The organism is Pseudomonas sp. B19(2017) (assembly GCF_002113165.1).
Lineage (GTDB): Bacteria > Pseudomonadota > Gammaproteobacteria > Pseudomonadales > Pseudomonadaceae > Aquipseudomonas.
In genome coordinates this window covers 33,032-57,808 of the sequence record NZ_NEJR01000011.1, presented here as the reverse complement: position 1 = coordinate 57,808, position 24,777 = coordinate 33,032, and the positions used below count along the sequence as shown (strand labels likewise).

Here is a 24,777-nt window from a genome sequence, read left to right as displayed (position 1 = left end):
GGCGAGGCATGCAGGGTCAGGCTGCCTGGACGCGGGCCTGTTTCTGCGCGCGCTGTTGCAGGTAATCCTTCAGCAATCGCTGTTCACTGGCGCTGGTGAACAGCCCCAGCTTGGTGCGGCGCCAGAGGATATCGTCGGCGTCGCACGCCCATTCCTGATCGCACAGGTATTCCACCTCGCGGCCGAACAGCCCCCCGCCCAGTGGCTGGCCCAGGTCTTCCGGCCCGTGCACGCCGTCGAGCAACTGCCACACGCGGTAGCCATAGGTGAGCGCCCAGCGTTTGGCGATGTCGACCGGCAGCCAGCCGCAGCGCGCCAGTACGGCATCCACCAGGTCTTGTACGCTCGTCATGTTCTCGCCACCTGGCAGCGGCGCACTGGCCGTCCAGCTACCACGCATCTGCGGGAAATGCGGCTTAAGCTCGGCCATGGCCGATTCGGCCAGCTTGCGGTAGGTGGTCAGCTTGCCGCCGAACACCGACAGCAGCGGTGCCTGACCTTCGCTGGCGGACAATGCCAGGGTGTAGTCGCGGGTCACCGCCGAAGGGTTGTCCGATTCGTCATTGCACAGCGGGCGAACCCCGGAGTAGGTGTGCACGATATCGTTGCGACCAAGCTGGTGGTTGAAGTGCTCGTTGACCACTTTCAGCAGGTATTCGGTTTCCTGTTCGGTGATTGCCACCTTGGCCGGGTCGCCGCTGTATTCGCGGTCGGTAGTGCCGATCAGGGTAAAGCGGTCCAGATATGGAATGCAGAAGACGATACGCTGGTCTTCGTTCTGCAGGATATAGGCGTGTTCACCTTCGTACAGGCGCGGCACGATGAGGTGGCTACCCTGGATCAGGCGGATGCCGTACGGCGCATCGAGCTTGAGGTCGTCCTTGATGAAGCTTGCAACCCACGGGCCTGCTGCATTGACCAGGGCGCGGGCGCGAATGCTCTGCAGGCTGCCGTCGGCGTGCTGCAGTTCCACCTGCCACAGGCCATCGACACGCTCGGCGCGCAGGCAGCGGGTGCGGGTGTGGATGTGCGCGCCGTGCTCGCGGGCGGCCATGGCGTTGAGTACCACCAGGCGGGCGTCGTCCACCGCGCAGTCGGCGTATTCGAAGCCACGGGTGATCGCTGGCTTGAGCGGGTAGCCCGGGCCGAAGCGCAGGCTGCGCGAGGCACCCAGGCGCTTGCGCTTGCCCAGATGGTCATACAGGAACAGGCCGGCGCGGATCATCCAGGCCGGGCGCAGGTGCGGGCGGTGCGGCAGCACGAAACGCATGGGCTTGACGATATGCGGGGCCTTGGCCAGCAGTACTTCACGCTCGGCCAGCGCTTCACGCACCAGGCGAAACTCGTAGTGCTCCAGGTAGCGCAGGCCGCCATGGATCAGTTTGCTGCTGGCCGACGAGGTGTGCCGGGCCAGATCGTCCTTTTCGCAGAGGAACACCTTCAGGCCGCGCCCGGCGGCGTCGGCAGCGATGCCCACGCCATTGATGCCGCCGCCGATCACGGCGAGGTCATAGCAGTCGGCGAGTGGGGGCTGGGACGAAACGGGCTGGGACACGGCAAGGCCTCCTGAGGCTGTTCACATCGAATATGAACATTGATGTTCGTTTTCGAAAATACTAGCGCAACAGAAAGCCGGTCGCCAGTCAGTAGTTATAGAAAAAACTGATCAGATGACAACAAAGTGAACATTTACGAAAACGGCGGGCCGCTTCGCAGCCCACTGGCGGCTCAGACTACTTCGAGGCGTATCTTGTACTGGTTGAGCAACTGGGTAAGGGCGGGCGTTGGCGCCTGGTCGGTCACCAGGCAGTCGACCAGGCTGATCGAGCCCATGCGCACCATGGCGTTGCGCCCGAACTTGCTGGAGTCGGCGGCAAGAATCACTTGTCGGGCATTGGCGATGATTGCCTGGGACACCCGCACTTCCTGGTAATCGAAATCGAGCAGGCTGCCGTCTTCGTCGATGCCGCTGATGCCCACCAGGGCGAAGTCGACCTTGAACTGGTTGATGAAGTCGACACTGGCCTGGCCGACAACCCCGCCATCGCGACGCACCGTGCCCCCGGCCACCAGTACTTCGAAATCATCCTTGGCGGCAAGGATCGCGGCGACATGCAGATTGTTGGTGATGACTTTCAGGTGGTTGTGGTTGAGCAGTGCGCGGGCGATGGATTCGGTGGTGGTGCCGATGTTGATGAACAGCGAGGCATGGTCGGGAATCTGCCGAGCCACGGCTTCGGCGATGCGTTGCTTTTCGTCACGCATCTGGTCGGCGCGCATGGCGTAGGCGGTGTTCTCGATGCTCGAATCATAGGCTGCGCCGCCGTGGTAACGGCGTAGCAGGTTGAGTTCTGCAAGCTGGTTGATATCACGGCGGATAGTCTGCGGAGTGACGACGAACAGCTGCGCCATTTCCTCGATACTGACGTAACCGCGTTCGCGTACCAGTTCGAGAATTTGTTGTTGGCGAGGGGGCAGATTCATGGGCGGTCCTTTGGGGCTGCCGGACAAATGCTGCAATGATGCCGTAGGACGGGGACTACGACCAGTAGACTAACGGGCCCGTTGCTTCACGCGGTCCCTGCTGCGGCGCTCGTCATGCACAAAACCCGAAAGCTGTACTGGTCCCTGTGGGAGCGGCTTCAGCCGCGAACACCGGCGCAGCCGGTGCCATCTTCGCGGGTAAACCCGCTCCCACAGGATTTGGGCAAGCTTTCGCGCCGGGCATCAGGCCTCGTGATCTTCCCAGTCACGAGTACGCTCGACCGCCTTCTTCCAGCCGGCATACAGCTTCTCTTTCTGCGCTTCATCCAGTTGCGGGCTGAATTCGCGCTCGATGATGGCCTTGTCGCGCAACTCGTCCAGGCCGCTCCAGAAGCCACAGGCCAGGCCCGCCAGGTAGGCCGCCCCCAACGCAGTGGTTTCGCGCATTTTCGGGCGTTCCACGCAAGTGCCCAGGATGTCGGCCTGGAATTGCATGAGGAAGTTGTTGGCCACTGCGCCGCCATCCACGCGCAGCTCGGAAAGGCGCTGGCCGCAATCCTGCTGCATGGCGTCAAGCACGTCGCGGGTCTGGTAGGCGATCGACTCCAGCGCGGCGCGGATGATGTGGTCCACCTTCACGCCACGGGTCAGGCCGAACAGTGCGCCACGGGCATACGGATCCCAGTACGGTGCACCCAGGCCAGTGAAGGCGGGCACCAGGTATACGCCGTTGCTGTCCTTGACCTTGCTGGCGAAGTATTCGGTATCCAGCGCGTCGTTGACGATCTTCAGTTCATCACGCAGCCACTGCACGGTGGAACCACCGTTGAACACCGCGCCTTCCAGCGCGTAGGCCACTTCGCCTCGCGGGCCGCATGCAATGGTGGTGAGCAGGCCATGGGAAGACTTCACCGCCTGGTCGCCGGTGTTCATCAGCAGGAAGCAGCCGGTACCGTAGGTATTCTTGGCCTGGCCCGGCTCCACGCACATCTGGCCGAACAGCGCCGACTGCTGGTCGCCGGCGATACCGGCAATGGCGATGCCGCTCTTGGTGTGGCCGTAGACCTCGGAAGATGGGCGTACTTCGGGCAGCATCTGCCGTGGGATGCCGAGGATTTCCAGAAGCTTTTCGTCCCACTGCAGGCTGTGGATGTTGAACATCAGCGTGCGCGAGGCATTGGTGTAATCGGTGACATGTACCTTGCCGCCGGAGAACTTCCAGATCAGCCAGGTATCGATGGTGCCGAACAGCAGCTCGCCGCGCTCGGCGCGTTCGCGGGCACCCTCGACATTGTCGAGGATCCACTTCAGCTTGGTGCCGGAGAAGTATGGGTCGGTGACCAGGCCAGTGGCTTCGCGAATGTAGTCTTCATGGCCGTCGCGCTTGAGCTGCGCGCAGATCTCGGTGCTGCGGCGGCACTGCCAGACGATGGCGTTGTATACCGGGCGACCGGTTTCCTTGTCCCATACCACGGTGGTTTCGCGCTGGTTGGTAATACCCAGCGCGGCGACCTGGGCGTGGCTGATGCCGGCCTGGGCCAGGGCCTCGACCATGGTCGCGCTCTGCGTGGCGAAGATTTCCATCGGGTCGTGCTCGACCCAGCCCGCCTGTGGGTAGTGCTGGGCGAACTCGCGCTGGGAGGTACCCACCACATTGGCGTCGCGGTCGAAAATGATGGCCCGCGAACTGGTGGTGCCCTGGTCCAGGGCGATGATGTAGTTCTTATCCTGGGTGTCTGTCATGGTCGTAGGCCTTGCGAAAATTGGGGTTCAGGGCTGGGTGTGACGCCGGCGTCAATTGACTTGAGTATCGCCCTGGCGGTTGTCATTTGTCTCAGGGTTCCCGGCGGCTGCCATTGGCAGGTTACGGGCGATCAGGCCGCGATAGGTCGCGGCACCGAGGCAGGCGCCAAGGATCGGTGCGAACACCGGAACCAGGAAATAGGGCATGTCCCGACCGCCAGTGAAGGCGATTTCGCCCCAACCGGCCAGGAAGGTCATGAGTTTTGGCCCGAAATCGCGGGCCGGGTTCATGGCAAAGCCGGTCAACGGGCCCATGGCGCTGCCGATCACGGCGATCAGCAGGCCGATCAGCAGCGGGGCCATGGCACCGCGCGGCAGGCCGTTGTTGTCGTCGGTCAGGGCCATGATCACCGCCATCAGGATCGCGGTGATGATCACCTCGACCAGGAACGCCTGGCCGGTGGACAGCGACGGGTGTGGATAGGTGGAGAACACCGAGGCCAGCTCCAGGCTGGCTTCGCTACCGCGCAGCATGGCGTGGGCCTGTTCGAAATCGAAGAACAGGTTGCTGTACAGGGTGTAGACCAATGCGGCACCACAGAACGCACCGCATACCTGGGCCAGCATGTAGAAGGGCAGCTTGCGCTTGTCGAAACCGGCGAACAGGGTAAGGGCGATGCTCACTGCCGGGTTCAGGTGCGCGCCGGAAATACCGGCGGTGAGGTAGATCGCCATGCTGACGCCCACGCCCCAGATGATACTGATTTCCCACAGGCCAAAGCTGGCGCCCGCGACCTTGAGCGCGGCGACGCAGCCGGTACCGAAGAAGATGAGCAGTGCAGTACCGAGAAACTCGGCCAGGCATTGGCTGGACAGCGTGGGTTGGCGTAGAGCAGTCGTCATGTATGACCTCGTTTTTTTTGTTGTGAGGCACTGGGCGCTCGACAGCAAAGCCTGGTGTCTATCCCCATTGACCCCAGGCAGATGTAGGAAATGCACCTTAAAAGTGCACCATTTATTCACAAACGAAAAAATATAGACAAGAAACGCTGATGTCAAAGGTCGAAAGTGAACGATCGGTCACGATCTGGTTGCTGATTTCCGGTGCGTATCCGCGTGCTAGAGGGGCGCGATTGCGGTGCGCTGGCTGCGCTGTGGGAATTGTCCTAAAGTAGCCGCCGAGCCGTCCCTGACCGGAGCAACTGCATGACCCCCGCCCTAGACCTGTTGAAGAAGCACCGCGCCGAACATCGTGTGCACAGTTACGAACATGACCCGAAGTCGGCGTCGTATGGCCTGGAGGCTTCGGAAAAGCTCGGTCTCGACCCGCAGCAGGTGTTCAAGACCTTGCTGGCGAGCAGCGAGAAGGGGGAGTTGCTGGTAGCGGTAGTGCCTGTGGTGGGCACGCTGGACCTCAAGGCCCTGGCCCATGCTGCGGGGGTGAAGAAGTGCGAGATGGCCGACCCGGCGGTGGCGCAACGGGCCACGGGGTACCTGGTGGGAGGGATCAGCCCGCTGGGACAGAAGAAGCGCCTGCGTACCTTCATCGATGACTCGGCGCAGAATTTTGCGACTATCCATGTCAGTGCCGGGCGGCGTGGGCTGGAGGTGGAGTTGGCGGCAGCGGTATTGGCCGAGCATACCCAGGGCAAGTTTGCCGGGATCGGTAGAGGCTGAGAATTTTGGGGCTGCTTTGCAGCCCATCGCGACACAAGGCCGCTCCTACAGGGGAATACGTACCCTTGTAGAAGCGGCCTTGTGTCGCGATGGGCCGCAGAGCGGCCCCAGAATATCGAATCAGGTCGCCGAACTGTACCGGCGCACCCCGTTCTCCTGTCGCGGCAACTGCGCCGCCACACTGCCCGGGACCGGGAACAGCACCAGATGGTCGGCCTTCACGGCAATCCCCACATCCTCACCGACCTGATGATCGTCATGGCTAGGGAAAATTGCCTCCAGCTGGCTACCCGTCGGCAACTGCAGGCGGTATAGAGTCGATGCGCCAAGGAAGCTCTTGCCAACGATGTTCGCCTGCAGCGCACTGCCCGGTGCGTGGACGATATCGTCAGGGCGCAACAGCACATCCACCGAGCTGCCCGGCGCCATGATGTAGGCACGATTGCCGCGCAACTCACCCAGCTCGGTATTGACCGCCTCGTGGCTGATCATCTGCCCACGGATGAAATACCCCTGGCCAATGAAGCTGGCCACGAACGGCGTCTGCGGCTCGTGGTAAAGATTGTAGGGCGTGTCCCACTGTTCCAGGCGGCCCTCCTTGAACACACCGACCTGGTCGCTGACGGCAAAGGCCTCTTCCTGGTCATGGGTCACCAGGATGGCGCTGGTGCCACGGCTCTTGAGAATGTCGCGAACCTCATGGCTCAGGCGCCGGCGCAGTTCCACGTCGAGGTTGGAGAAGGGCTCGTCGAGCAGCAGCAGTTGCGGCTCCGGTGCCAGTGCACGGGCCAGGGCGACCCGTTGCTGCTGGCCACCGGACAGTTCATGCGGGTAGCGCCCGCCCAGGCCACCCAGCTTGACCAGCTCGAGCATCTCTTCGATGACCTCGGCCTGGCGCGGGTGCTTGGCGATGCCGAAGGCAACGTTCTGTGCCACGGTCAGGTGCGGAAATAGCGCGTAATCCTGGAACACCATGCCGATGCGGCGTTTTTCCGGAGCCAGGGTGAAGCCTGCCCGGGAAATGACCTCGCCAGCCAGCTGGATCTCGCCGTCGTGCACCGGCTCGAAACCGGCGATGGCGCGCAGGGTTGTGGTTTTGCCGCAACCGGATGAACCCAGCAGGCAACCGATGTCGCCTGCGTTCAGGTGCAGATTGAGGTTCTGGACGATGCGCTGGTCGCCATAGCCGCAGGCGAGGTTACGCAGGTTGAGCAGTAGGGGTTGACTCATGCGTGGTGGTAAGCCGGTTCTACAAGGAATTCGAGAAGGGCCTTCTGTGCATGCAGGCGGTTTTCAGCCTGGTCCCAGGCGACCGAACGTGGGTCGTCGAGCAGGTCATGGCTGATTTCCTCACCACGGTGGGCGGGCAGGCAGTGCATGAACAGGGCGTCGGGTGCCGCCAGGTCGAGCAGTTCGCGGGTGACCTGGTACGGCGCGAAATGCGCCAGGCGCCGAGCAGTTTCCTCCTCCTGGCCCATGGAAGTCCAGACATCCGTAGTCACCAGGTGGGCGCCGCGCACGGCTTCCTTCGGGTCACGCACGATCTGCACGTGGTCGCCACCAATGGCCATGAAGCGTGGGTCCGGCTCGTAGCCTTCCGGGCAGGCGATGCGCAGCTGGAAGTCGAACTGCCTGGCAGCCTCGATGTACGAGTTGCACATGTTGAAGCCATCGCCGATCCAGGCGACGGTCTTGCCCTGGATCGAGCCGCGGTGTTCGAGGAAGGTCTGCATGTCGGCCAGCAACTGGCATGGGTGCGACTCGTCGGACAGCGCGTTGATCACCGGCACACGCGAGTTGGCGGCGAATTCGGTCAGGGTGGTGTGGGCGTGGGTACGGATCATCACCACGTCGAGCATGCTCGACAGCACGATGGCGCTGTCGCTGATCGGCTCGCCACGGCCCAGCTGGGTGTCGCGCGGGGACAGGAAGATGGCCTGGCCGCCGAGCTGGATCATGCCCGCCTCGAACGACACGCGGGTACGGGTCGAGGACTTTTCGAAGATCATGCCCAGCACGCGGTTCTTCAGAGGCTCGAACAGCACGCCTCGCTTGCGCAGGTCCTTCAGCTCGATGCCGCGGCGGATCACACCGAGCAATTCGTCGGTGGTGAAGTCCAGCAGGGAGAGAAAGTGCCTAGCGCTCATGATTGACTACCTTATCTGCAACGGTATGCAGGTCGACCGTATGGTTTTTTTGACAACGGGAGTGACCTGCGGCGTAAGCCGCACGGGGGCGGACGAAATAGGGAAAGGCGCAATACTATAAGTAAATGTCGCCTGAAGCCAAGAGGGGAAACAGCTGCCCGGAATCAAAGGGTGTTGCAAAGGGTGTCTTCACCCGACAGGCAGTGCTGTTTTTTATTTGCTACAGAGGGTTGTACACGGCTTGTCGGCAATTTGGCAAATGGCTGTCGCAAATCGTGTGCCTGATGTCGGTGGATTCACGCCGCGAAGCGCGCTGGCCGGTGGTTGAGCGTGAGCGCATAGTCGATGTTCGACAACCCTCTACAACATCCTCCACGATAACAAGGCAGAGGCGGCCATGACCAAGACCCTGCACCACCGTGCCTGTCACCTGTGTGAAGCAATCTGCGGACTGAACATCGAAGTCAGCCATGACGACCACGGGCGGGCGCTGATCAGCTCGATCAAGGGCGACCCGCAGGACCCGTTCAGCCGCGGCCATGTCTGCCCAAAGGCCGTGGCCTTGCAGGACATCCAGAATGACCCCGACCGCCTGCGCCAACCGCACAAGCGGGTGGGCGAGCACTGGCAGGCTATCGGCTGGGACGAAGCCTTTGCCCTGGCCGCCGACAGGTTGTGGGCGATCCAGCAGGCCCATGGGCGCAATGCCGTTGCGGTGTACCAAGGCAACCCGAGCGTGCACAACTACGGCCTGATGACCCACAGCAACTACTTCCTGGGCCTGTTGAAAACCCGCAACCGCTTCTCTGCCACCTCGGTGGACCAGTTGCCGCAGCACCTGGTCAGCCACCTGATGTACGGCCATGGCCTGCTGCTGCCGATCCCGGATATCGACCAGACCGGTTTCATGCTGATTCTTGGCGGCAACCCGCTGGCTTCCAATGGCAGCATCATGACCGTGCCGGATGTGGAAAAGCGCCTGAAAGCCCTGCGGGCCCGGGGTGGGCGCCTGGTCGTGGTGGACCCGCGGCGCAGCGAAACGGCGGCGATGGCCGACAGTCACCTGTTCATTCGCCCTGGAGGGGATGCGGCCTTGTTGTGTGGCGTGCTCAACACCCTGTTCGCTGAAGGCCTGGCGCGCGGCTCGCACTTGCCGGTCACCGGCCTGCAGCAGGTGCGCGAAGCAATTGCGCCGTTCAGCGCAGAGGCCATGAGTGCCCATTGTGGCATTGCCGCAACAGACATTCGCCAGCTGGCGCGGGACTTCGCTGCGGCCGACAAGGCGGTGTGCTACGGCCGCATGGGGGTTTCTACCCAGGCCTTCGGCACCCTTTGTCACTGGCTGGTGCAACTGATCAACCTGGTGACCGGCAACCTTGACCGTGAGGGAGGCGCGCTGTGCACCGAGCCTGCCGTCGACCTGGTGGCGACCACCTCGGGTGGCCATTTCAACGCCTGGCAGAGCCGGGTGTCGGGCTTGCCCGAGTACGGCGGCGAACTGCCCGTGGCGGCCTTGGCCGAGGAAATGCTGACACCCGGCGAAGGGCAGGTGCGCGCGCTGGTGACGGTGGCCGGCAACCCGGTACTGTCCACCCCGAACGGCCGCCAGTTGGATGTGGCGCTGGGTGGGTTGGAATTCATGCTCAGCATCGACCTGTACATCAACGAAACCACTCGTCATGCCGATCTGATTCTGCCCTCCACCTCGGCGCTGGAAAACGATCATTACGACAGCACGTTCAACCTGCTGGCCGTGCGCAACGTGACACGCTTCAATCGGGCGATCCTGGCCAAGCCCGAAGGGGCATTGCACGACTGGGAGATTTTCGTCGGGCTGGCACAAGCGTTCGCCAAGCGCGCCGAACTGGAACTGAAGCCGACCTGGGCACCGGCGCAGATGATCGACCTGGCCCTGCGCAAGGGGCGCTATGGCGAGGCGACTCCCTGGCAGTTGTCGCTGGCAGCCCTGGACAAGCACCCGCATGGCCTCGACCTGGGGCCATTGCGCACCAACCTTGCTGCGCGCCTGACAACTGCCAGCAAGGCTGTAGAAACGGCGCCCCAGGTGCTGCTGGACGACTTGGAGCGGCTGGCGCAACAAGCCCCTCCGGTGCCAGGCGAACTGCTGCTGATCGGCCGTCGCCATGTACGCAGCAACAATTCGTGGATGCACAATTATCATCGGCTGGTGAAAGGCAAACCACGACATCAGTTGTTGATGCACCCGCAGGACCTTCAGCAGCGGCAGCTGCAGGACGGCCAGCAGGTTCGTATCCGCTCGCGTACCGGGGAGCTTGAAGTCGAGGTACAGGCCTGCGAAGACATGATGCCGGGTGTGGTCAGCCTGCCCCATGGCTTCGGTCACGCTCGTCAGGGCGTGCACATGCAAATTGCCAAGGCGCAACCTGGCGTGAGCGCCAATGACCTCACCGATGAGCGCCTGCGTGACCAGGTTTCCGGCAATGCCGCCCTCAATGGCGTACCTGTGCAGGTAGAGGCCGCGTAAGGAACGGTAAGGCCGAGCATGCTGCTCGGCTTTCCGTTACAATGCGTCACCGTGCCGACGACCGCGTCGGAAAGTTCAGCCGAGGTGCTACATGGATATCATCGAAACGATCAAAGAGCAGATTGCCAACAACACCATTCTGCTTTACATGAAAGGCTCGCCGAATGCCCCGCAGTGTGGCTTCTCTGCGCGTGCATCGCAGGCCGTGATGGGTTGTGGCGAGAAGTTCGCCTACGTCGACATCCTGCAGAACCCGGAAATCCGCGCGAACCTGCCAAAATACGCCAACTGGCCGACCTTCCCGCAGCTGTGGGTAGCCGGTGAGCTGGTCGGCGGCAGCGATATCATGCTGGAAATGTTCGAGAAGGGTGAGCTGCAGACCCTGATCAAGGACGCGGCGGCCAAGGCCAAGGCTTCCCAAGCCTGAATTTTCGGCAAGCATGAAAAAACCCGCTGATCGCGGGTTTTTTCATGGGGCGAAATATTTATTCTTCGCCCATCTGCGACTGCAGGTAGTTTTCGATACCGATCTTGTCGATCAGCCCCAGCTGGGTTTCCAGCCAGTCGATATGTTCTTCCTCGGACTCGAGGATGTCTTCCAGCATGTCACGCGAGCCGAAGTCACCCGCGGTTTCGCAATGAGCGATGGCTGCTTTCAGGTCGACCAGGCCTTTCTGTTCGATCTTCAGGTCGCATTCGAGCATTTCCTTGGTGTGCTCGCCAATCAGCAGCTTGCCCAGGTCCTGGACGTTGGGGATGCCTTCGAGGAAGAGAATACGCTTGATCAGTTTGTCAGCGTGCTTCATCTCGTCGATCGATTCCTTGTACTCGTGCTTGCCGAGTTTGTTCAGGCCCCAATCTTCGTACATGCGTGCGTGCAGGAAGTACTGGTTGATCGCGACCAGCTCGTTTCCGAGGATCTTGTTGAGATGCTGGATGACGCTTACGTCGCCTTTCATGTCGGGTTCCTGCCCTGTAGAAATGTGCCAATACAGCGAAGTTTGAGCCCGATACTTAGGTGTGTCAAACCTAAGTTCTTGAATAATAAGTGAAAATTAATGGAAATAAGAATGTTTGTGAACCGCGTTGAAGCGCTAACTTATTGAATTTCGGGCATAAAAAAACCGGACGCAAGGTCCGGTTCTTTGAATTTCGGATTTCAGGCTGCGGTAAATTCCACAGGGTAGGGCAGGGCTGCCTGGCTGACCTGAAGCTCGGTCAGGGTCTCACGGACCACCTGCTTCGCCACGCAGGCACATTTGCCACACTGGCTGGCGACGTTGGTAGCGGCTCGCACTTCCTTGTAGCTGCAGCATCCTTCATAGATCGCATCGCGGATCTGTCCGTCGGTAACGCCGACACAAAGACACACATACATAAAGGCTGACCATCGTTGGTGGGCTCGATGGGGTGGAGCTTAATGTTAATGAGAATGCTTGTCAAAGTGGTTTCTGCAAGGGGCGTGCTTGAGCGACCGGCGGTTGCTTCGTCGTTGGAGTCGGCCTGTCATCAGAAGCCGTGTATGATGGTCAGCCTTTGTTGGATGTCGGGCAAGCCCGTCTGGCCCGGCAAACGGTTTTTCACCCTCATCAGGAGATTACAATGAGCGTACTCGTTGGTAAGAAAGCCCCCGATTTCACCGTTCCGGCCGTGCTGGGCAATGGCGAGATCGTCGACAGCTTCAACCTGGCTTCGGCCATCAAGGGCAAGTACGGCCTGGTGTTCTTCTACCCGCTGGACTTCACCTTCGTCTGCCCGTCCGAGCTGATCGCCCTGGACAACCGCATCCCTGACTTCCAGGCGCGCAACGTGGAAGTGATCGGCGTGTCTATCGACTCGCACTTCACCCACAACGCCTGGCGTAACACCCCGGTAAACAACGGCGGTATCGGCCAGGTCAAGTACACCCTGGCGGCCGACATGACCCACGAAATCTGCAAGGCCTACGACGTCGAGTCCGAAGGCGGCGTGGCCTTCCGTGGCGCCTTCCTGATCGACACCAACGGTGTTGTCCGTTCGCAGATCGTCAACGACCTGCCACTGGGCCGCAACATGGACGAGCTGCTGCGCCTGGTCGACGCCCTGCAGTTCCACGAAGAGCACGGTGAAGTCTGCCCTGCCAACTGGAAAAAAGGCGACAAAGGCATGAACGCTTCGCCGGAAGGCGTTGCTGCCTACCTGAGCGAGAACGCTGGCAAGCTGTAATTGCCGCGTGCATGAAAAAACCGGCCCATGTGGCCGGTTTTTTTTGTGCGTTCCTGTGCCAGCCTCTTCGCGGGCGCGCCCGCTCCCACAAGTACTCCGCTGGCCTCAGCCCATTGTGCGATCCCTGTGGGAGCGGGCATGCCCGCGAAGGCTTTTGCAGATCAGTCGTTGAAATCGCGCCAGCCGCCCATCTCTTTCCAGCGGTTGACGATGCCGCAGAACAGTTCGGCCGTCTTCTCGGTGTCATAACGTGCCGAGTGCGCTTCACGCCCGTCAAAGTCGATGTCGGCGCTCTGGCAGGCTCGCGCCAGCACGGTCTGGCCATAGGCCAGGCCCGCCAGGGTAGCGGTGTCGAAGCTGGAGAACGGGTGGAACGGGTTGCGCTTCAGGTCATTGCGCGTCACCGCGGCATTGAGGAAGCCCAGGTCGAAGCTGCTGTTGTGGCCGACCAGGATCGCCCGCTTGCAGCCATTGGCCTTGAGTGCCTTGCGTACGCCACGGAAGATGTCGGTCAGCGCGCTTTCCTCGCTTACCGCCATGCGCAGTGGATGGTCCAGCTTGATCCCGGTGAACTCCAGTGCAGCCGGCTCGATGTTGGCGCCTTCGAACGGCTCCACCCGGTGGAAGTAAGTGTGCTCGGGAAACAGGAAGCCCTTTTCGTCCATGCCGATGGTGACCGCGGCAATTTCCAGCAGGGCATCGGTGGCGCTGTTGAAGCCACCGGTCTCCACATCCACCACCACTGGCAGGTAGCCGCGGAAACGCTCGGCCATCGGGTGGCGCGAGCCGCTGCTGCCCTGGGTGTCGAGGTCGTCTTCGTAGAGGTCTTCGCTCACGCGTTTTCCTCCAGCAGGCGCCAGCGCAGTTTTTCGCCGGCGCGCAGCGGGACCACGGTCTGCTCGCCAAACGGCAGGCTGTCCGGGGCTGTCCATTCTTCACGGACCAGGGTAATGGTGTCGGTATTTGCCGGCAGGCCGTAGAACGCCGGGCCGTGCAGGCTGGCAAAGCCTTCCAGCTTGTCCAGCGCGTTACGCTGCTCGAACGCTTCGGCGTACATCTCGATGGCGGCGTAGGCGGTGTAGCAACCGGCGCAACCGCAGGCGGCTTCCTTGGCGTGACGGGCGTGCGGGGCCGAGTCGGTACCCAGGAAGAACTTCGGGTTGCCGCTGGTGGCCGCATCCAGCAGCGCCACCTGATGGGTGTTGCGCTTGAGGATCGGCAGGCAGTAGAAGTGCGGGCGAATGCCGCCAACCAGCATGTGGTTGCGGTTGTACAGCAGGTGCTGCGCGGTGATGGTCGCGCCGACATTGGCCGGAGCCTCGGTGACGAACTGCGCGGCATCGCTGGTGGTGATGTGCTCGAACACCACCTTCAGCGTCGGGAAGCGCTCGACCACACGGCGCATGTGCTCGTCGATGAAGCGCTTCTCGCGGTCGAACACATCGATCTCGCTGCGGGTCACTTCGCCATGCACCAGTAGCGGCATGCCGACTTCCGCGAGCGCCTCGATGGCCGGGAAGATGTTGTCGATGCTGGTCACGCCCGAGTCGGAATTGGTGGTGGCGCCGGCCGGGTACAGCTTGGCGGCGTACACGAAACCGCTGGCCTTGGCCGCGCGGATGTCCTCAGGGCTGGTGCGGTCGGTGAGGTACAGCACCATCAGCGGCTCGAAGCGGCTGCCAGCCGGGCGGGCGGCCAGGATGCGCTCACGGTAGGCGCCGGCCTCGGCGGCATTGCGCACCGGCGGAACCAGGTTGGGCATGATGATGGCACGGGCGAAAGTACGCGCCACGTCGCCAACGGTGTGGGGCAGGACGGCACCATCGCGCAGATGGATGTGCCAGTCGTCGGGACGCAGGAGGGTCAGGCGATCGGACATTGGGGATTCCAGGCGGGTCGAACTCAAGCGCCAATGCTACCGGAAAACCCTGGGTGGAGCACGGCTATCAAGTTTTCCGGCTGGCGTCCGATAGCCTGCAGGTAAGCCGTCGGAATTTGTGGAGCCACCCGTGCGCCAGCGTTACCTAGCCCTGTTGACCCTGTTCGCCAGCCTGCCGGCCGGTGCACTGACCTTCCAGACGCGCATGGAGAACATTGCCTGGAAGGTCGAGGGTGATCAGTTCGAATGCCGGCTGATCCAGCCGATCGACGGTTTCGGCAGTGGCGAGTTCGTGCGCCGCGCGGGCGAGCAGCCGGTGTTCCAGCTGCGTTCGGCCAGCAACGTCCTGGGCGCGGGCACGGCCACGTTGCTGGCAGCCGCTGCACCGTGGCAACCCGGGCGCAGCGACATCAACCTGGGCAGCGTGCGCATGGCCCGCACCGGGGTATTGTTCAGTTCGTCCCAGGGCCAGGCCAGCCGGTTGATCAACGGCCTGCTCGACGGGCGCAGCACGGTGGTGCGCAATTACGCCGGCGAAGCTGGCAGGCCGATGGAGGTGCGTGTGCTGCCGGTCAGTTTCGCCAAGGCCTATAGCGACTACCAGGCCTGTGCCGGCAAGCTGCTGCCGATGAACTACGACCAGGTGCGCCAGACCCAGGTTGGCTTTCCCGGTGGGGGATTCGAGCTGGATGGTGCGGCCAAGGCGCGGCTGGATGTGATCCTCGATTACATGAAGGCCGACCCGACGGTGAACCATGTCGAGCTCAACGGCCACTCCGACAACAGTGGCAACCGTTTGACCAATCGCGACATGTCGCGCCGCCGGGCGCTGGCGGTGGCCGACTACTTCAAGGCTCATGGCGTGCCGGAAGAGCAGATTACCGTGCGCTTCCATGGTGAGCGTTATCCGTTGGCGAAGAACAACAGTGCAGCCAACCGGGCGCGTAACCGGCGGGTGAACATCGAACTGGATCGGGTGGCGGTGATCGAGAAGCCAGTGGAGAAGCCGGTTGAGCAAGCGGCGCCTGCTGCTCCGGCGGCAGCGTCAGCCAGTCCGCCTGCTGCCGCGCCGGGGGTGAAGGCGCCCTGAGTCGGGTTGACCGCCAGGTGTCCGCCACAACATTTTTTGCGCCTGTGAGACCGAGCGCCGCCCGCGCGGCGCATCGCCGGCAAGCCGGCTCCCACATCTGTTTCGGGCCAGTCTCTTCTGTGCCTGGTGCGCGCGCCCCCCTTGTTTGTACGACAAGATATCGAAGGTAGCGCTGCTGCTCTTCTGCAATCTTCAGTCATGCACCCAGGGTGCGAGTGCGCAGGAGGCAGGAGTAACTGGCCCGAAACAGATGTGGGAGCCGGCTTGCCGGCGATGCGCCGCGCGGGCGGCGCTCGATCTCATAGGCGCTGATCAGGTCAAGGCATGCACCTTGGGGCCCTGATACAATTCTCCCGTCGCCCTTCCGAAAGTTCCTGTCGCTTTGTCGTCAGAAGCTGTCGCCCCACTGTAAATTTATCCGCAACGTCGTTAGAATCGATCCCTTTCCGTACAACCCCGTGGAGTGATGGCATGGCGGACGTAAAAAAGGTCGTACTGGCGTATTCCGGCGGCCTTGATACTTCGGTGATTCTCAAGTGGCTGCAGGATACCTACAACTGCGAAGTGGTGACCTTCACCGCTGACCTGGGTCAGGGCGAAGAGGTCGAGCCTGCTCGTGCCAAGGCCCAGGCAATGGGCGTTAAAGAGATCTACATCGACGACCTGCGCGAAGAATTCGTGCGTGATTTCGTGTTCCCGATGTTCCGCGCCAACACCGTCTACGAGGGCGAGTACCTGCTGGGTACTTCCATCGCCCGTCCGCTGATCGCCAAGCGCCTGATCGAAATCGCCAACGAAACAGGCGCCGACGCCATTTCCCACGGTGCCACCGGCAAAGGCAACGACCAGGTGCGTTTCGAACTGGGTGCCTACGCCCTGAAGCCAGGCGTCAAGGTCATCGCTCCATGGCGCGAGTGGGATCTGCTGTCCCGCGAGAAGCTGATGGATTACGCCGAGAAGCACGGCATTCCGATTGAGCGCCACGGCAAGAAGAAGTCGCCGTACTCGATGGACGCCAACCTGCTGCACATCTCCTACGAAGGCGGTGTCCTGGAAGATACCTGGACCGAGCACGAAGAAGACATGTGGCGCTGGAGCGTCTCGCCCGAGAACGCCCCGGACCAGGCCACCTACATCGAGCTGACCTACCGCAACGGTGACATCGTTGCCATCGACGGCGTCGAGAAGACCCCGGCCACCGTTCTGGCGGACCTGAACCGTATCGGTGGTGCCAACGGCATCGGCCGCCTGGACATCGTCGAGAACCGTTACGTCGGCATGAAGTCGCGTGGCTGCTACGAGACCCCTGGTGGCACCATCATGCTCAAGGCCCACCGTGCCATCGAGTCGATCACCCTGGACCGCGAAGTCGCTCACCTGAAGGATGAGCTGATGCCGAAGTACGCCAGCCTGATCTACACCGGCTACTGGTGGAGCCCGGAGCGTCTGATGCTGCAGCAGATGATCGATGCTTCGCAGGTCAACGTGAACGGCGTGGTACGCCTGAAACTGTACAAGGGCAACGTCACCGTGGTTGGCCGCAAGTCGGACGATTCGCTGTTCGATGCCAACATCGCCACCTTCGAGGAAGATGGCGGCGCCTACAACCAGGCGGACGCTGCCGGCTTCATCAAGCTCAACGCCCTGCGTATGCGCATTGCTGCCAACAAGGGGCGCTCGCTGCTCTGATCGTTGGCAGGTGCAATAAAAACCCCGGCCCAGGCCGGGGTTTTTTTTGCCTGTGGAAAGCCCGGGGCATCAATGGCTGTCGTTTTCCATCTGCCCCTCAAGCGCGCTGATCGATAGTTGCGCGCATTGGCGTCTATCCAGGTTGCAAAAGCGCCAGGTGCGCGCTGGCAGAGGTGGCTGGGCAAGGGCGAGCAGCAGTTGTTGCTCCATCATGCGATTGGCATCGGGGCCGGAAAACATGAACGTGACAGGCTCGCCCTGCAGCGCTTCGCCGCCATCACCGGGCGTTGCAGGTTTGACCTGAGCGTTCAATGCCGGTGTGTTGCCGTTCGCCGATCTGTTTGGCGACGGGCTGTAGAAGGACTTGTAATTGAAGTTGAGCGTGAGGAAGAACAGCGCTGTCAGAAAGAACGGGAAGCCCACCAGGAACCAGGTGTAGAGATGTTGGCTGGACTCGCTGAGAAACGGCAGTGTGGCCAGGGCAGAGGCTTCGATAATCCCCGCGAAGATGGCAATGATCGTCAGCGGGGCGACAGGTTGTGCTTGGGGCATATGGGCCGTCTCCAGCGAATTTGCCCATCATTACCTTACGGCGATGTTCAACTAAAGACTGGACAGTTTCCCGGGTGGGGAATAATCGCCGGTAACCCTGACAGCCTTGTTTGTTCCTCGTGTTCGAGTTGGATAATTCCTCAGGTAATGGCCGGTTTTCAACTAGTGCGCCTTTGCAGACGGGTGATACCGTTTATTCCGGCAACAGGGAATTTAACTGTTACAACTACAGCAGTTGTGTGTAGGAAATTTCTGTAAGTGCCGTAGGTTTTATCTGCTCATGAATTTCGCCGGTCAATCACCGCGCCAGCAAGCGTTCTGTCGGTTATCTTGGCGGACCAAAGCAAAAACAATGAATGGATATCGCATGAATAAAGTGCTTATCGTAGATGATCATCCGGTCATACGCTTGGCCGTACGCATGCTGATGGAGCGGCATGGGTATGACGTCGTGGCGGAGACCGACAACGGGGTGGCTGCGCTGCAGCTGACGCGGCAACACCTGCCGGATATCGTGGTGCTCGATATCGGTATCCCCAAACTGGATGGCCTGGAGGTGATCGCCCGCATGACGGCCTTCAGCCCGGGTAGCAAGGTGCTGGTGCTGACATCGCAGCCTCCTGGCAACTTTTCGATGCGCTGCATGCAGGCGGGGGCGGCAGGGTATGTGTGCAAGCAACAGGAGCTCACCGAGCTGCTGAGCGCTATCAAGGCGGTATTGTCGGGTTACAGCTACTTCCCCAACCAGGCCCTGCATCCGTCCCGTGGCAGGGGAGGCGGGAGCGAGACGGATATGGTCAACCGCCTCTCGGCGCGCGAGATGACGGTGCTGCAACAATTGGCGCGAGGGCGCTCGAACAAGGAGATTGCCGATAGCATGTTTCTCAGCAACAAGACGGTCAGTACTTACAAGTCGCGCCTGTTGCTCAAGCTCAACGCGCGGTCGCTGGTCGACCTGATCGAGCTGGCGCAACGGCAAGGGTTGAACTGACCGTCAACGCCGTAAAGCCTCCTGCCAGGAGGCTTTGCCAAGGCTGCAGGATCGGGCTACAGATCGTAGTCGAAATCGGCCAACTGCTTCTGCAGGCGCCTTTCTTCCAGCATGTTGTCGATGGTGCGGCGTTTGCTCAGGTTGGTTTTTGCGGTTTCCACCGGCGGTTCCGCTTCATCCTCTGCGGCAACAAAATCATCTTCGATCGAGAGGTCGTCTTTATCGCTACTCATGAGTCGCTCCAAGCCAAGGGGCCATTGGCCGTCCTTATAACCAGAAAGCAGACGCTGGTAAAAAAGATTTTTTCAATCGTTGCAGGTGGTTTTCCGCTATCGACTCAATCGTCGCAGGTCTTGTGCTTGTACTCGCACAAGTCTTCTATCCGGCAACTGCCGCAGCGCGGCTTGCGTGCCTGGCACACATAGCGCCCATGCAGGATGAGCCAGTGGTGTGCGTCGAGCAGGTAGTCCTTCGGTACGAACTTGATCAGCTTTTTCTCCACTTCCAGCACTGTCTTGCCTGGCGCGATGCCGGTGCGATTGCTGACCCGGTAGATATGGGTATCCACTGCCATCGTCGGTTGGCGGAACGCCGTGTTGAGCACCACGTTGGCGGTCTTGCGGCCCACGCCGGGCAGCGCTTCCAAGGCTTCGCGGGTTTGCGGTACCTGGCTGCCATGGCGCTCGATCAGCAGTCGACAGGCCTCGATGACATTCTTGGCCTTGCTGTTATACAAGCCAATGGTCTTTATGTATTCGCTCAGGCCTTCGACGCCCAAGGCATAGATGGCCTCGGGGGTATTGGCGACCGGGAACAGGCGGGCGGTGGCCTTGTTGACGCCGACATCGGTGGACTGCGCGGACAATGTCACGGCGACCAGCAGTTCGAACGGAGTGGTATAGGCCAGTTCGGTCTTCGGGTCGGGATTGTCTTCGTGCAGCCTGCGAAAGATCTCCAGGCGTTTGGCGGCATTCATGAAATCAGCGCTTTCCTTGACGACGTGGTTGGGCGGGGCCCGGACGCAGGCAATTGTACAAGGCCAGCAGCAGTCCGAGCAGTAGCAAGGCGCCGGGGGCCTGGCTGGCCAGGTGCAGGCCGGCACCGTCGGCCAGCCATTGGCGGCTGGCACCGAGCAGCAGGCAGGTGGCAAACAGTGTGCAAAGGTATCTGGCGAGCAGGCGCCAGCGCCCTTGAACGGGCAGCAGGTGGTCGGTGGCCAGGCATTGCAGGCACAGCAGTGCGGGATAGTGGCCGAGGGCGAGAGCCAGTGGCAGCAGCCAGGCACGCAGGGCCAGTTGCAGGCAACTGGCCAGGGCCGCCAGCAGCAGCAGGCTGGCCAGCAGGCAGGTGCCTGTGGCGAGCCGCTGGCGCAGGGGGGCCAGCAACAGTTGGTGAAGGCTGCTCATCAGCACAGCGCACACACCGATGGTGGCGCCTTCGGCCAGTGTCCGGGTGGCACCCAGCAGGGGCACAAGGCTTGCGCCTAGCAGGTAGAACCTATTCATGCGTGGCGCCCCCCAGCAGCACGCTGCGCTGCTCATCGAAGTAGCTCAGCGCCTCCTGCAAGGCGCCGATCACGGCCCGTGAGGTTACGGTCGCGCCGGCCAACTGGTCAAAGTCGCCCTGGTCGCGCTTCAGCGCCCAATGATCGCCCAGCTGGCGGTTGGCAAATTGCCCCAGCCAGTTCAACTGAGCATCACCCAGGCGTGCGCCCAGTCCGGGGCTTTCCTGTTGCTCGACCAGCTGGCTGCCGATCAGCCGGCCGTCCGTGGCGATGGCCACGCTCAGCACGATCGGCCCGGCATAGCCCTGGGTCTGGGTGACCAGGATGATGGCGGCCGGCTTGCCCGCCAGCGTCGCCCGGTAAGCTGCCAGGATAAGGCTGTTTGGCCGCTGTGCGGCGGGCACGGGCAGCGGGCTGTCCAGTGGCTGGTTGTCGTAACTGCCTTTTGGCAGCACCGCCAGCCGCTGGCGGCCATTCAGTTGTTTCTCGGCGTCGGCAATGGCCGTGCTGGTCCAGTGCCGCCAGGCCAGGGTAGCCGAAAGCGCCAGTGCTCCGGTCAGCAGCAGCAGGCCCACATCACGTACCAGGCGCTTCATCGGGCGACCTGTTGGCGCCGCAAGGCCAGGCGCTCAAGGCTCGGCGCCATGAGGTTCATCAGCAGGATGGCGAACGCCGAACCGTCCGGGTAGCTGCCCCAGGTGCGGATCAGGTAGATCAGCAGGCCCGTTCCCAGGCCGAACCCCAGCTTCGCCCACGCCTGCCGGGGGCCGGACACCGGTTCGGTGGCAATGAAGAACGCCGCCATCATGGTCGAGCCGGAGAACAGGTGTAGCAGAGGGGAACCGTTGGAGTCCGAACCCGAGCCATTCCAGCCCAGCAGGCTGAACAGGAACAGCCCTGCCAGCAAACCAACCGGCGCATGCCAGCTGATGACCTTGCGCTGCAACAGGAACAGGCCGCCCAGCAGGAATGCCAGGTTGACCCATTCGCTGCCTTGCCCACCGATGCTGCCGAAACCCGGGTGGCTGGCGAACAGTTCATCGAGGGTCAGGCTGCGGTTGTGACGCAGGCCGTCGAGCAGTGTCGGCCGGGCCCAGGCATCGATCTGCCCGCTATCGGCGAATACCTGCTGAAGGCTGTCGAGCAGGCCAGGTGCCGGCCCTGGCCAATGGTTCATCTGCAACGGGAAGCTCAGCAGCACGAAGGCGTAGCCGACCATGGCCGGGTTGAACAGGTTGCGCCCGACCCCGCCAAAGGCCTGTTTGCCGATGCCGATGGCAACGCTGGTAGCGATCACCGGCAACCACCACGGCGTCAGGGTGGGCAGGGCGGCAGCCAGCAGCACGGCTGTCACCAGTGCACTGCCGTCGTTCAGCGCCGTGGTCGGCGGTTGTGCTCGCAAGGTGAGTAGCAATGCCTCGCACAACAGCGCGGCACAGGCGCACAGCAACAGGTTCAGTAGCAGGCTCCAGCCATGCAGCCAGAACAGCGCCAGCAAGCCAGGCACGCAGGCCAGCAACACCAGGCCCATGCTGGCGCGTAGCCGCGGGTCGGGTTTGGCGGTCATTGGGCGAACAGCCCGTTGAAGCCGGAAAATGCCAGGGCCATGACCCCGACGCCGAGCAGTTCGACAGGCAGGCCGCGCAGTGCCTCGGGGACCTCGGCATGGGCGCTGCGTTGGCGCAGGTCGGCGAGCAGGATCAGCGCCAGGCAGAAACCACCGCCGGCCAGCAGGGCTTGCAGCAGCGTAGCGAGCCATGTGCTGTCGTCGCTTGCCTGTTGCAGGGCCAGCCCCAGTACTGTCGCGTTGCTCAATAGTAGTGTCGGCAGCCCCACCAGGGGCCAGGCCGGGCGCCACTTGGCCAGCAGCCAGGGCACGCCCCGGCTGAGCAGTGCCAGCCAGGGCAGCAACAGGAACAGGGCAAGGTCTTGGAGCTGTAGCGGGGCAAGTATTCCGCGTATCAGCACCTGTGCGCCGATCATGCCCAAGGCAATGCACAGTGCGCAGGCCAGGCCGTGCACGTGTAGTTGCAGCCTCGAGAGTGGCTGTTGTTGCAGGCACAAGTGATTGACCAGCGCGGCGCTGATCAGGACCAGAAGGTAATCGTTCATGAGATGACGATAGCCGGGAATCGGGGCGATTGTCCGGGTTTGGCATCAAGGTGCTGCAGTCATTGTGGGAGCGGGCACGCCCGCTCCCACAAGGTCCGGCAGGTTGTGTTACTTGATGCGCTGGCCTGGCTTGGCACCGCTGTCCGGGCTCAGCAGGTAGATCTCTTCACCGCCAGGGCCGGCCGCCATGACCATGCCTTCGGACACGCCAAAGCGCATCTTCCGTGGCTTGAGGTTGGCGACCATCATGGTCAGGCGGCCTTCCAGTAGGGACGGGTCGGGGTAGGCCGACTTGATGCCGGAGAACACGTTGCGGCGCTCGTCACCGATGTCCAGGGTCAGTTGCAGCAGCTTGTCGGCACCCGGTACGGCTTCGGCCTTGACGATCAGCGCTACGCGCAGGTCGACGGCAGCGAAGGTGTCGAACTCGATTTCCGCCGACAGCGGGTCTTTGGCCAGCTCGCCGTTGCCGGCAGGGGCCTTGGCTTCGGCTGCCAGCAGGTCTTCCTTGCTGGCGGCGACCATGGCTTCGACCTTGGCCGGTTCGATGCGGCTCATCAGCGCCTTGAACGGGTTCAGCTGGTGGTTTTCCAGGCGCGACAGGTGGTCGTTCCAGGTCAGCGGTGCCACGTTGAGGAACGCCTCGGCGTCGGCAGCCAGCACCGGCAGCACCGGCTTGAGGAAGATCACCAGCTGGCGGAACAGGTTGATGCCCTGGGCGCAGATGGCCTGCACTTCATCCTGCTTGCCTTCCTGCTTGGCCAGCGACCACGGGGCCTTGTCGGCGATCCAGGCGTTGGCGCGGTCGGCCAGGGCCATGATTTCGCGCATGGCACGGCCGAAGTCGCGGCCTTCATAGGCGTCGGCGATCGACGGGGCGGCCGCCAGGAAGGCTTCGGTCAGCTCCGGTGCGGCATCGCCGGCTACCATCACGCCTTCGTTGCCCTTGTGGATGAAACCGGCGCAGCGGCTGGCGATGTTGACCACCTTGCCGACCAGGTCGGAGTTCACCTTCTGCACGAAGTCTTCCAGGTTCAGGTCCAGGTCATCGACGCCACGGCCCAGCTTGGCCGCGTAGTAGTAACGCAGGTACTCCGGTTGCAGGTGGTCCAGGTAGGTGCGGGCCTTGATGAAGGTGCCGCGCGACTTGGACATCTTGGCACCGTTCACGGTCAGGTAGCCGTGCACGTTGACCGCGCTCGGCTTGCGGAAGCCGGCGCCTTCGAGCATGGCCGGCCAGAACAGGGCGTGGAAGTTGACGATGTCCTTGCCGATGAAGTGGTACAGCTCGGCCTTGGAGCCTTCGCTCCAGAACGCGTCGAAGTCCAGCTCCGGGCGGCGTGCGCAGAGGTTCTTGAAGCTGGCCATGTAGCCGATCGGCGCATCCAGCCACACGTAGAAGTACTTGCCTGGCTCGCCCGGAATCTCGAAGCCGAAGTACGGCGCGTCGCGGGAGATGTCCCATTCCTGCAGGCCCGAATCCAGCCATTCGGCCAGCTTGTTGGCGACTGCGTCCTGCAGGGTACCGCTACGGGTCCACTGCTGCAGCATGGCCTGGAAGTCCGGCAGCTTGAAGAAGAAGTGCTGGGAATCACGCAGCACCGGGGTGGCACCGGAGATGGCCGACTTGGGGTTCTTCAGCTCGGTGGGCGCGTAGGTGGCGCCGCATTTTTCGCAGTTGTCGCCGTACTGGTCTTCGGCCGCGCACTTGGGGCAGGTGCCCTTGATGAAGCGGTCGGCAAGGAACATGCCCTTTTCCGGGTCGAAGTACTGGGTGACCGAACGGGTGGCGATGTGCCCGGCATCACGCAGGCGCGCGTAGATCAGGCCCGACAGCTCGCGGTTTTCTTCGCTGTGGGTGGAGTGGAAGTTGTCGAAATCCACCAGGAAGTCGGCGAAGTCGCTGCTGTGCTCGGCCTGGACATTGGCGATCAGCTGTTCCGGGGTGATGCCTTCCTTCTCGGCGCGCAGCATGATGGCCGAGCCGTGGGCGTCGTCGGCGCAGACGTAGATGCACTGGTTACCGCGCAGCTTCTGGAAGCGGACCCACATGTCTGTCTGGATGTACTCGAGCATATGGCCAAGGTGGATCGAACCATTGGCATAGGGCAAGGCGCTGGTGACGAGAATCTGGCGTGGCTCGGACATGGTGGCTCGGCTACTTATCTGGCGACGGGGTAAAAATGAGGTTGATCGGT

The 24,777-nt window shown here is 62.2% G+C and carries 25 protein-coding genes; 7 read left to right on the top strand and 18 right to left on the bottom strand.

The features are described 5' to 3' along the window. Positions 1 to 16: 16 nt before the first annotated feature. The 4 genes from glpD to CAF70_RS16225 form a co-directional block, all read right to left on the bottom strand. On the bottom strand, positions 17 to 1,555 hold the full coding sequence (glpD, locus tag CAF70_RS16240) for a glycerol-3-phosphate dehydrogenase (RefSeq protein WP_085625901.1): 1,539 nt from the start codon (positions 1,553 to 1,555) through the stop codon (positions 17 to 19). A gap of 173 nt (positions 1,556 to 1,728) precedes the next feature. Continuing rightward, positions 1,729 to 2,484: a DNA-binding transcriptional repressor GlpR gene (gene glpR, locus CAF70_RS16235; protein ID WP_046614760.1), complete on the bottom strand. Its 756-nt coding sequence runs from the start codon at positions 2,482 to 2,484 to the stop codon at positions 1,729 to 1,731. A gap of 243 nt (positions 2,485 to 2,727) precedes the next feature. After that, a complete protein-coding gene (gene glpK, locus CAF70_RS16230; protein WP_085625902.1) occupies positions 2,728 to 4,227 on the bottom strand; it encodes a glycerol kinase GlpK in 1,500 nt (499 codons plus the stop codon). 51 nt (positions 4,228 to 4,278) lie between these two features. Next, positions 4,279 to 5,130, bottom strand: coding sequence for an MIP/aquaporin family protein (locus tag CAF70_RS16225; RefSeq protein ID WP_085625903.1), 852 nt, complete (start codon positions 5,128 to 5,130; stop codon positions 4,279 to 4,281). Between the two features lie 303 nt (positions 5,131 to 5,433). Between CAF70_RS16225 and ybaK the strand changes: the two genes are divergently transcribed. Continuing rightward, entirely contained in the window at positions 5,434 to 5,904 is a 471-nt protein-coding gene (gene ybaK, locus CAF70_RS16220; protein ID WP_085625904.1) for a Cys-tRNA(Pro) deacylase, read from the top strand. 120 nt (positions 5,905 to 6,024) lie between these two features. Here the strand turns inward: ybaK and CAF70_RS16215 are convergent, their stop codons facing one another. Together CAF70_RS16215 and argF are read right to left on the bottom strand one after the other, a co-directional pair. Then, the gene (locus CAF70_RS16215) at positions 6,025 to 7,134 is read right to left on the bottom strand and encodes an ABC transporter ATP-binding protein (protein ID WP_085601561.1); all 1,110 of its coding nucleotides are present in this window, start codon (positions 7,132 to 7,134) and stop codon (positions 6,025 to 6,027) included. Next, positions 7,131 to 8,051 carry an ornithine carbamoyltransferase gene (gene argF / locus CAF70_RS16210; protein WP_085625905.1) on the bottom strand — a complete coding sequence of 307 codons (921 nt, stop codon included), beginning with the start codon at positions 8,049 to 8,051 and terminating at the stop codon, positions 7,131 to 7,133. The genes CAF70_RS16215 and argF overlap by 4 nt, the downstream gene beginning before the upstream one ends. 397 nt (positions 8,052 to 8,448) lie before the next feature. Here argF and CAF70_RS16205 point away from each other — a divergent pair, with 397 nt between their 5' ends. Both CAF70_RS16205 and grxD read left to right on the top strand, forming a co-directional pair. After that, positions 8,449 to 10,557: a molybdopterin-dependent oxidoreductase gene (locus CAF70_RS16205; protein WP_085625906.1), complete on the top strand. Its 2,109-nt coding sequence runs from the start codon at positions 8,449 to 8,451 to the stop codon at positions 10,555 to 10,557. A gap of 91 nt (positions 10,558 to 10,648) precedes the next feature. After that, positions 10,649 to 10,984, top strand: coding sequence for a Grx4 family monothiol glutaredoxin (gene grxD / locus CAF70_RS16200; protein WP_085625907.1), 336 nt, complete (start codon positions 10,649 to 10,651; stop codon positions 10,982 to 10,984). A gap of 58 nt (positions 10,985 to 11,042) precedes the next feature. Here the strand turns inward: grxD and bfr are convergent, their stop codons facing one another. Further along, on the bottom strand, positions 11,043 to 11,516 hold the full coding sequence (bfr, locus tag CAF70_RS16195) for a bacterioferritin (RefSeq protein ID WP_003258014.1): 474 nt from the start codon (positions 11,514 to 11,516) through the stop codon (positions 11,043 to 11,045). Positions 11,517 to 11,716: 200 nt separating this feature from the next. Next, positions 11,717 to 11,935, bottom strand: a complete 219-nt coding sequence (locus tag CAF70_RS16190; RefSeq protein WP_003254947.1) for a bacterioferritin-associated ferredoxin — start codon at positions 11,933 to 11,935, stop codon at positions 11,717 to 11,719. A gap of 224 nt (positions 11,936 to 12,159) precedes the next feature. On the opposite strand from CAF70_RS16190, the gene CAF70_RS16180 reads away from it, so the two are divergent. Beyond that, positions 12,160 to 12,762: a peroxiredoxin gene (locus CAF70_RS16180; RefSeq protein WP_003254945.1), complete on the top strand. Its 603-nt coding sequence runs from the start codon at positions 12,160 to 12,162 to the stop codon at positions 12,760 to 12,762. 161 nt (positions 12,763 to 12,923) lie between these two features. Here the strand turns inward: CAF70_RS16180 and rnt are convergent, their stop codons facing one another. Next, positions 12,924 to 13,535, bottom strand: a complete 612-nt coding sequence (rnt, locus tag CAF70_RS16175) for a ribonuclease T (RefSeq protein ID WP_243434194.1) — start codon at positions 13,533 to 13,535, stop codon at positions 12,924 to 12,926. A 59-nt stretch (positions 13,536 to 13,594) separates the two neighbouring features. After that, on the bottom strand, positions 13,595 to 14,641 hold the full coding sequence (gene pyrC, locus CAF70_RS16170; protein ID WP_046614753.1) for a dihydroorotase: 1,047 nt from the start codon (positions 14,639 to 14,641) through the stop codon (positions 13,595 to 13,597). A gap of 130 nt (positions 14,642 to 14,771) precedes the next feature. Between pyrC and CAF70_RS16165 the strand changes: the two genes are divergently transcribed. Both CAF70_RS16165 and CAF70_RS16160 read left to right on the top strand, forming a co-directional pair. Then, positions 14,772 to 15,731, top strand: a complete 960-nt coding sequence (locus CAF70_RS16165) for an OmpA family protein (RefSeq protein WP_085625908.1) — start codon at positions 14,772 to 14,774, stop codon at positions 15,729 to 15,731. A 471-nt stretch (positions 15,732 to 16,202) separates the two neighbouring features. Next, positions 16,203 to 17,420: an argininosuccinate synthase gene (locus CAF70_RS16160; protein ID WP_013973956.1), complete on the top strand. Its 1,218-nt coding sequence runs from the start codon at positions 16,203 to 16,205 to the stop codon at positions 17,418 to 17,420. A gap of 69 nt (positions 17,421 to 17,489) precedes the next feature. On the opposite strand, the gene CAF70_RS16155 is transcribed toward CAF70_RS16160, so the two are convergent. Beyond that, positions 17,490 to 17,972, bottom strand: a complete 483-nt coding sequence (locus CAF70_RS16155; protein WP_085625909.1) for a hypothetical protein — start codon at positions 17,970 to 17,972, stop codon at positions 17,490 to 17,492. Positions 17,973 to 18,339: 367 nt separating this feature from the next. On the opposite strand from CAF70_RS16155, the gene CAF70_RS16150 reads away from it, so the two are divergent. Beyond that, positions 18,340 to 18,963 carry a response regulator transcription factor gene (locus CAF70_RS16150; protein ID WP_085625910.1) on the top strand — a complete coding sequence of 208 codons (624 nt, stop codon included), beginning with the start codon at positions 18,340 to 18,342 and terminating at the stop codon, positions 18,961 to 18,963. Positions 18,964 to 19,019: 56 nt separating this feature from the next. Here CAF70_RS16150 and CAF70_RS27715 read toward each other — a convergent pair whose 3' ends face one another. From CAF70_RS27715 to metG, 7 genes are all read right to left on the bottom strand, one after another. Further along, on the bottom strand, positions 19,020 to 19,196 hold the full coding sequence (locus CAF70_RS27715) for a PA3496 family putative envelope integrity protein (RefSeq protein ID WP_178076394.1): 177 nt from the start codon (positions 19,194 to 19,196) through the stop codon (positions 19,020 to 19,022). A gap of 104 nt (positions 19,197 to 19,300) precedes the next feature. Beyond that, positions 19,301 to 19,939 carry an endonuclease III gene (nth, locus tag CAF70_RS16145; protein ID WP_085625911.1) on the bottom strand — a complete coding sequence of 213 codons (639 nt, stop codon included), beginning with the start codon at positions 19,937 to 19,939 and terminating at the stop codon, positions 19,301 to 19,303. Between the two features lie 4 nt (positions 19,940 to 19,943). Next, positions 19,944 to 20,468: an NADH:quinone oxidoreductase gene (locus tag CAF70_RS16140; RefSeq protein WP_085625912.1), complete on the bottom strand. Its 525-nt coding sequence runs from the start codon at positions 20,466 to 20,468 to the stop codon at positions 19,944 to 19,946. After that, positions 20,461 to 21,063, bottom strand: coding sequence for an RnfABCDGE type electron transport complex subunit G (locus tag CAF70_RS16135; protein ID WP_085625913.1), 603 nt, complete (start codon positions 21,061 to 21,063; stop codon positions 20,461 to 20,463). Before CAF70_RS16135 ends, CAF70_RS16140 begins: the two co-directional genes overlap by 8 nt. Further along, entirely contained in the window at positions 21,060 to 22,034 is a 975-nt protein-coding gene (locus tag CAF70_RS16130; RefSeq protein WP_085625914.1) for an RnfABCDGE type electron transport complex subunit D, read from the bottom strand. The genes CAF70_RS16135 and CAF70_RS16130 overlap by 4 nt, the downstream gene beginning before the upstream one ends. Continuing rightward, positions 22,031 to 22,579, bottom strand: coding sequence for an Rnf-Nqr domain containing protein (locus CAF70_RS16125; protein ID WP_085625915.1), 549 nt, complete (start codon positions 22,577 to 22,579; stop codon positions 22,031 to 22,033). The genes CAF70_RS16130 and CAF70_RS16125 overlap by 4 nt, the downstream gene beginning before the upstream one ends. A 108-nt stretch (positions 22,580 to 22,687) precedes the next feature. After that, positions 22,688 to 24,727 (bottom strand): methionine--tRNA ligase, encoded by a 2,040-nt coding sequence (gene metG / locus CAF70_RS16120; RefSeq protein ID WP_085625916.1) that lies wholly within the window; start codon positions 24,725 to 24,727, stop codon positions 22,688 to 22,690. Positions 24,728 to 24,777 lie beyond the last annotated feature (50 nt).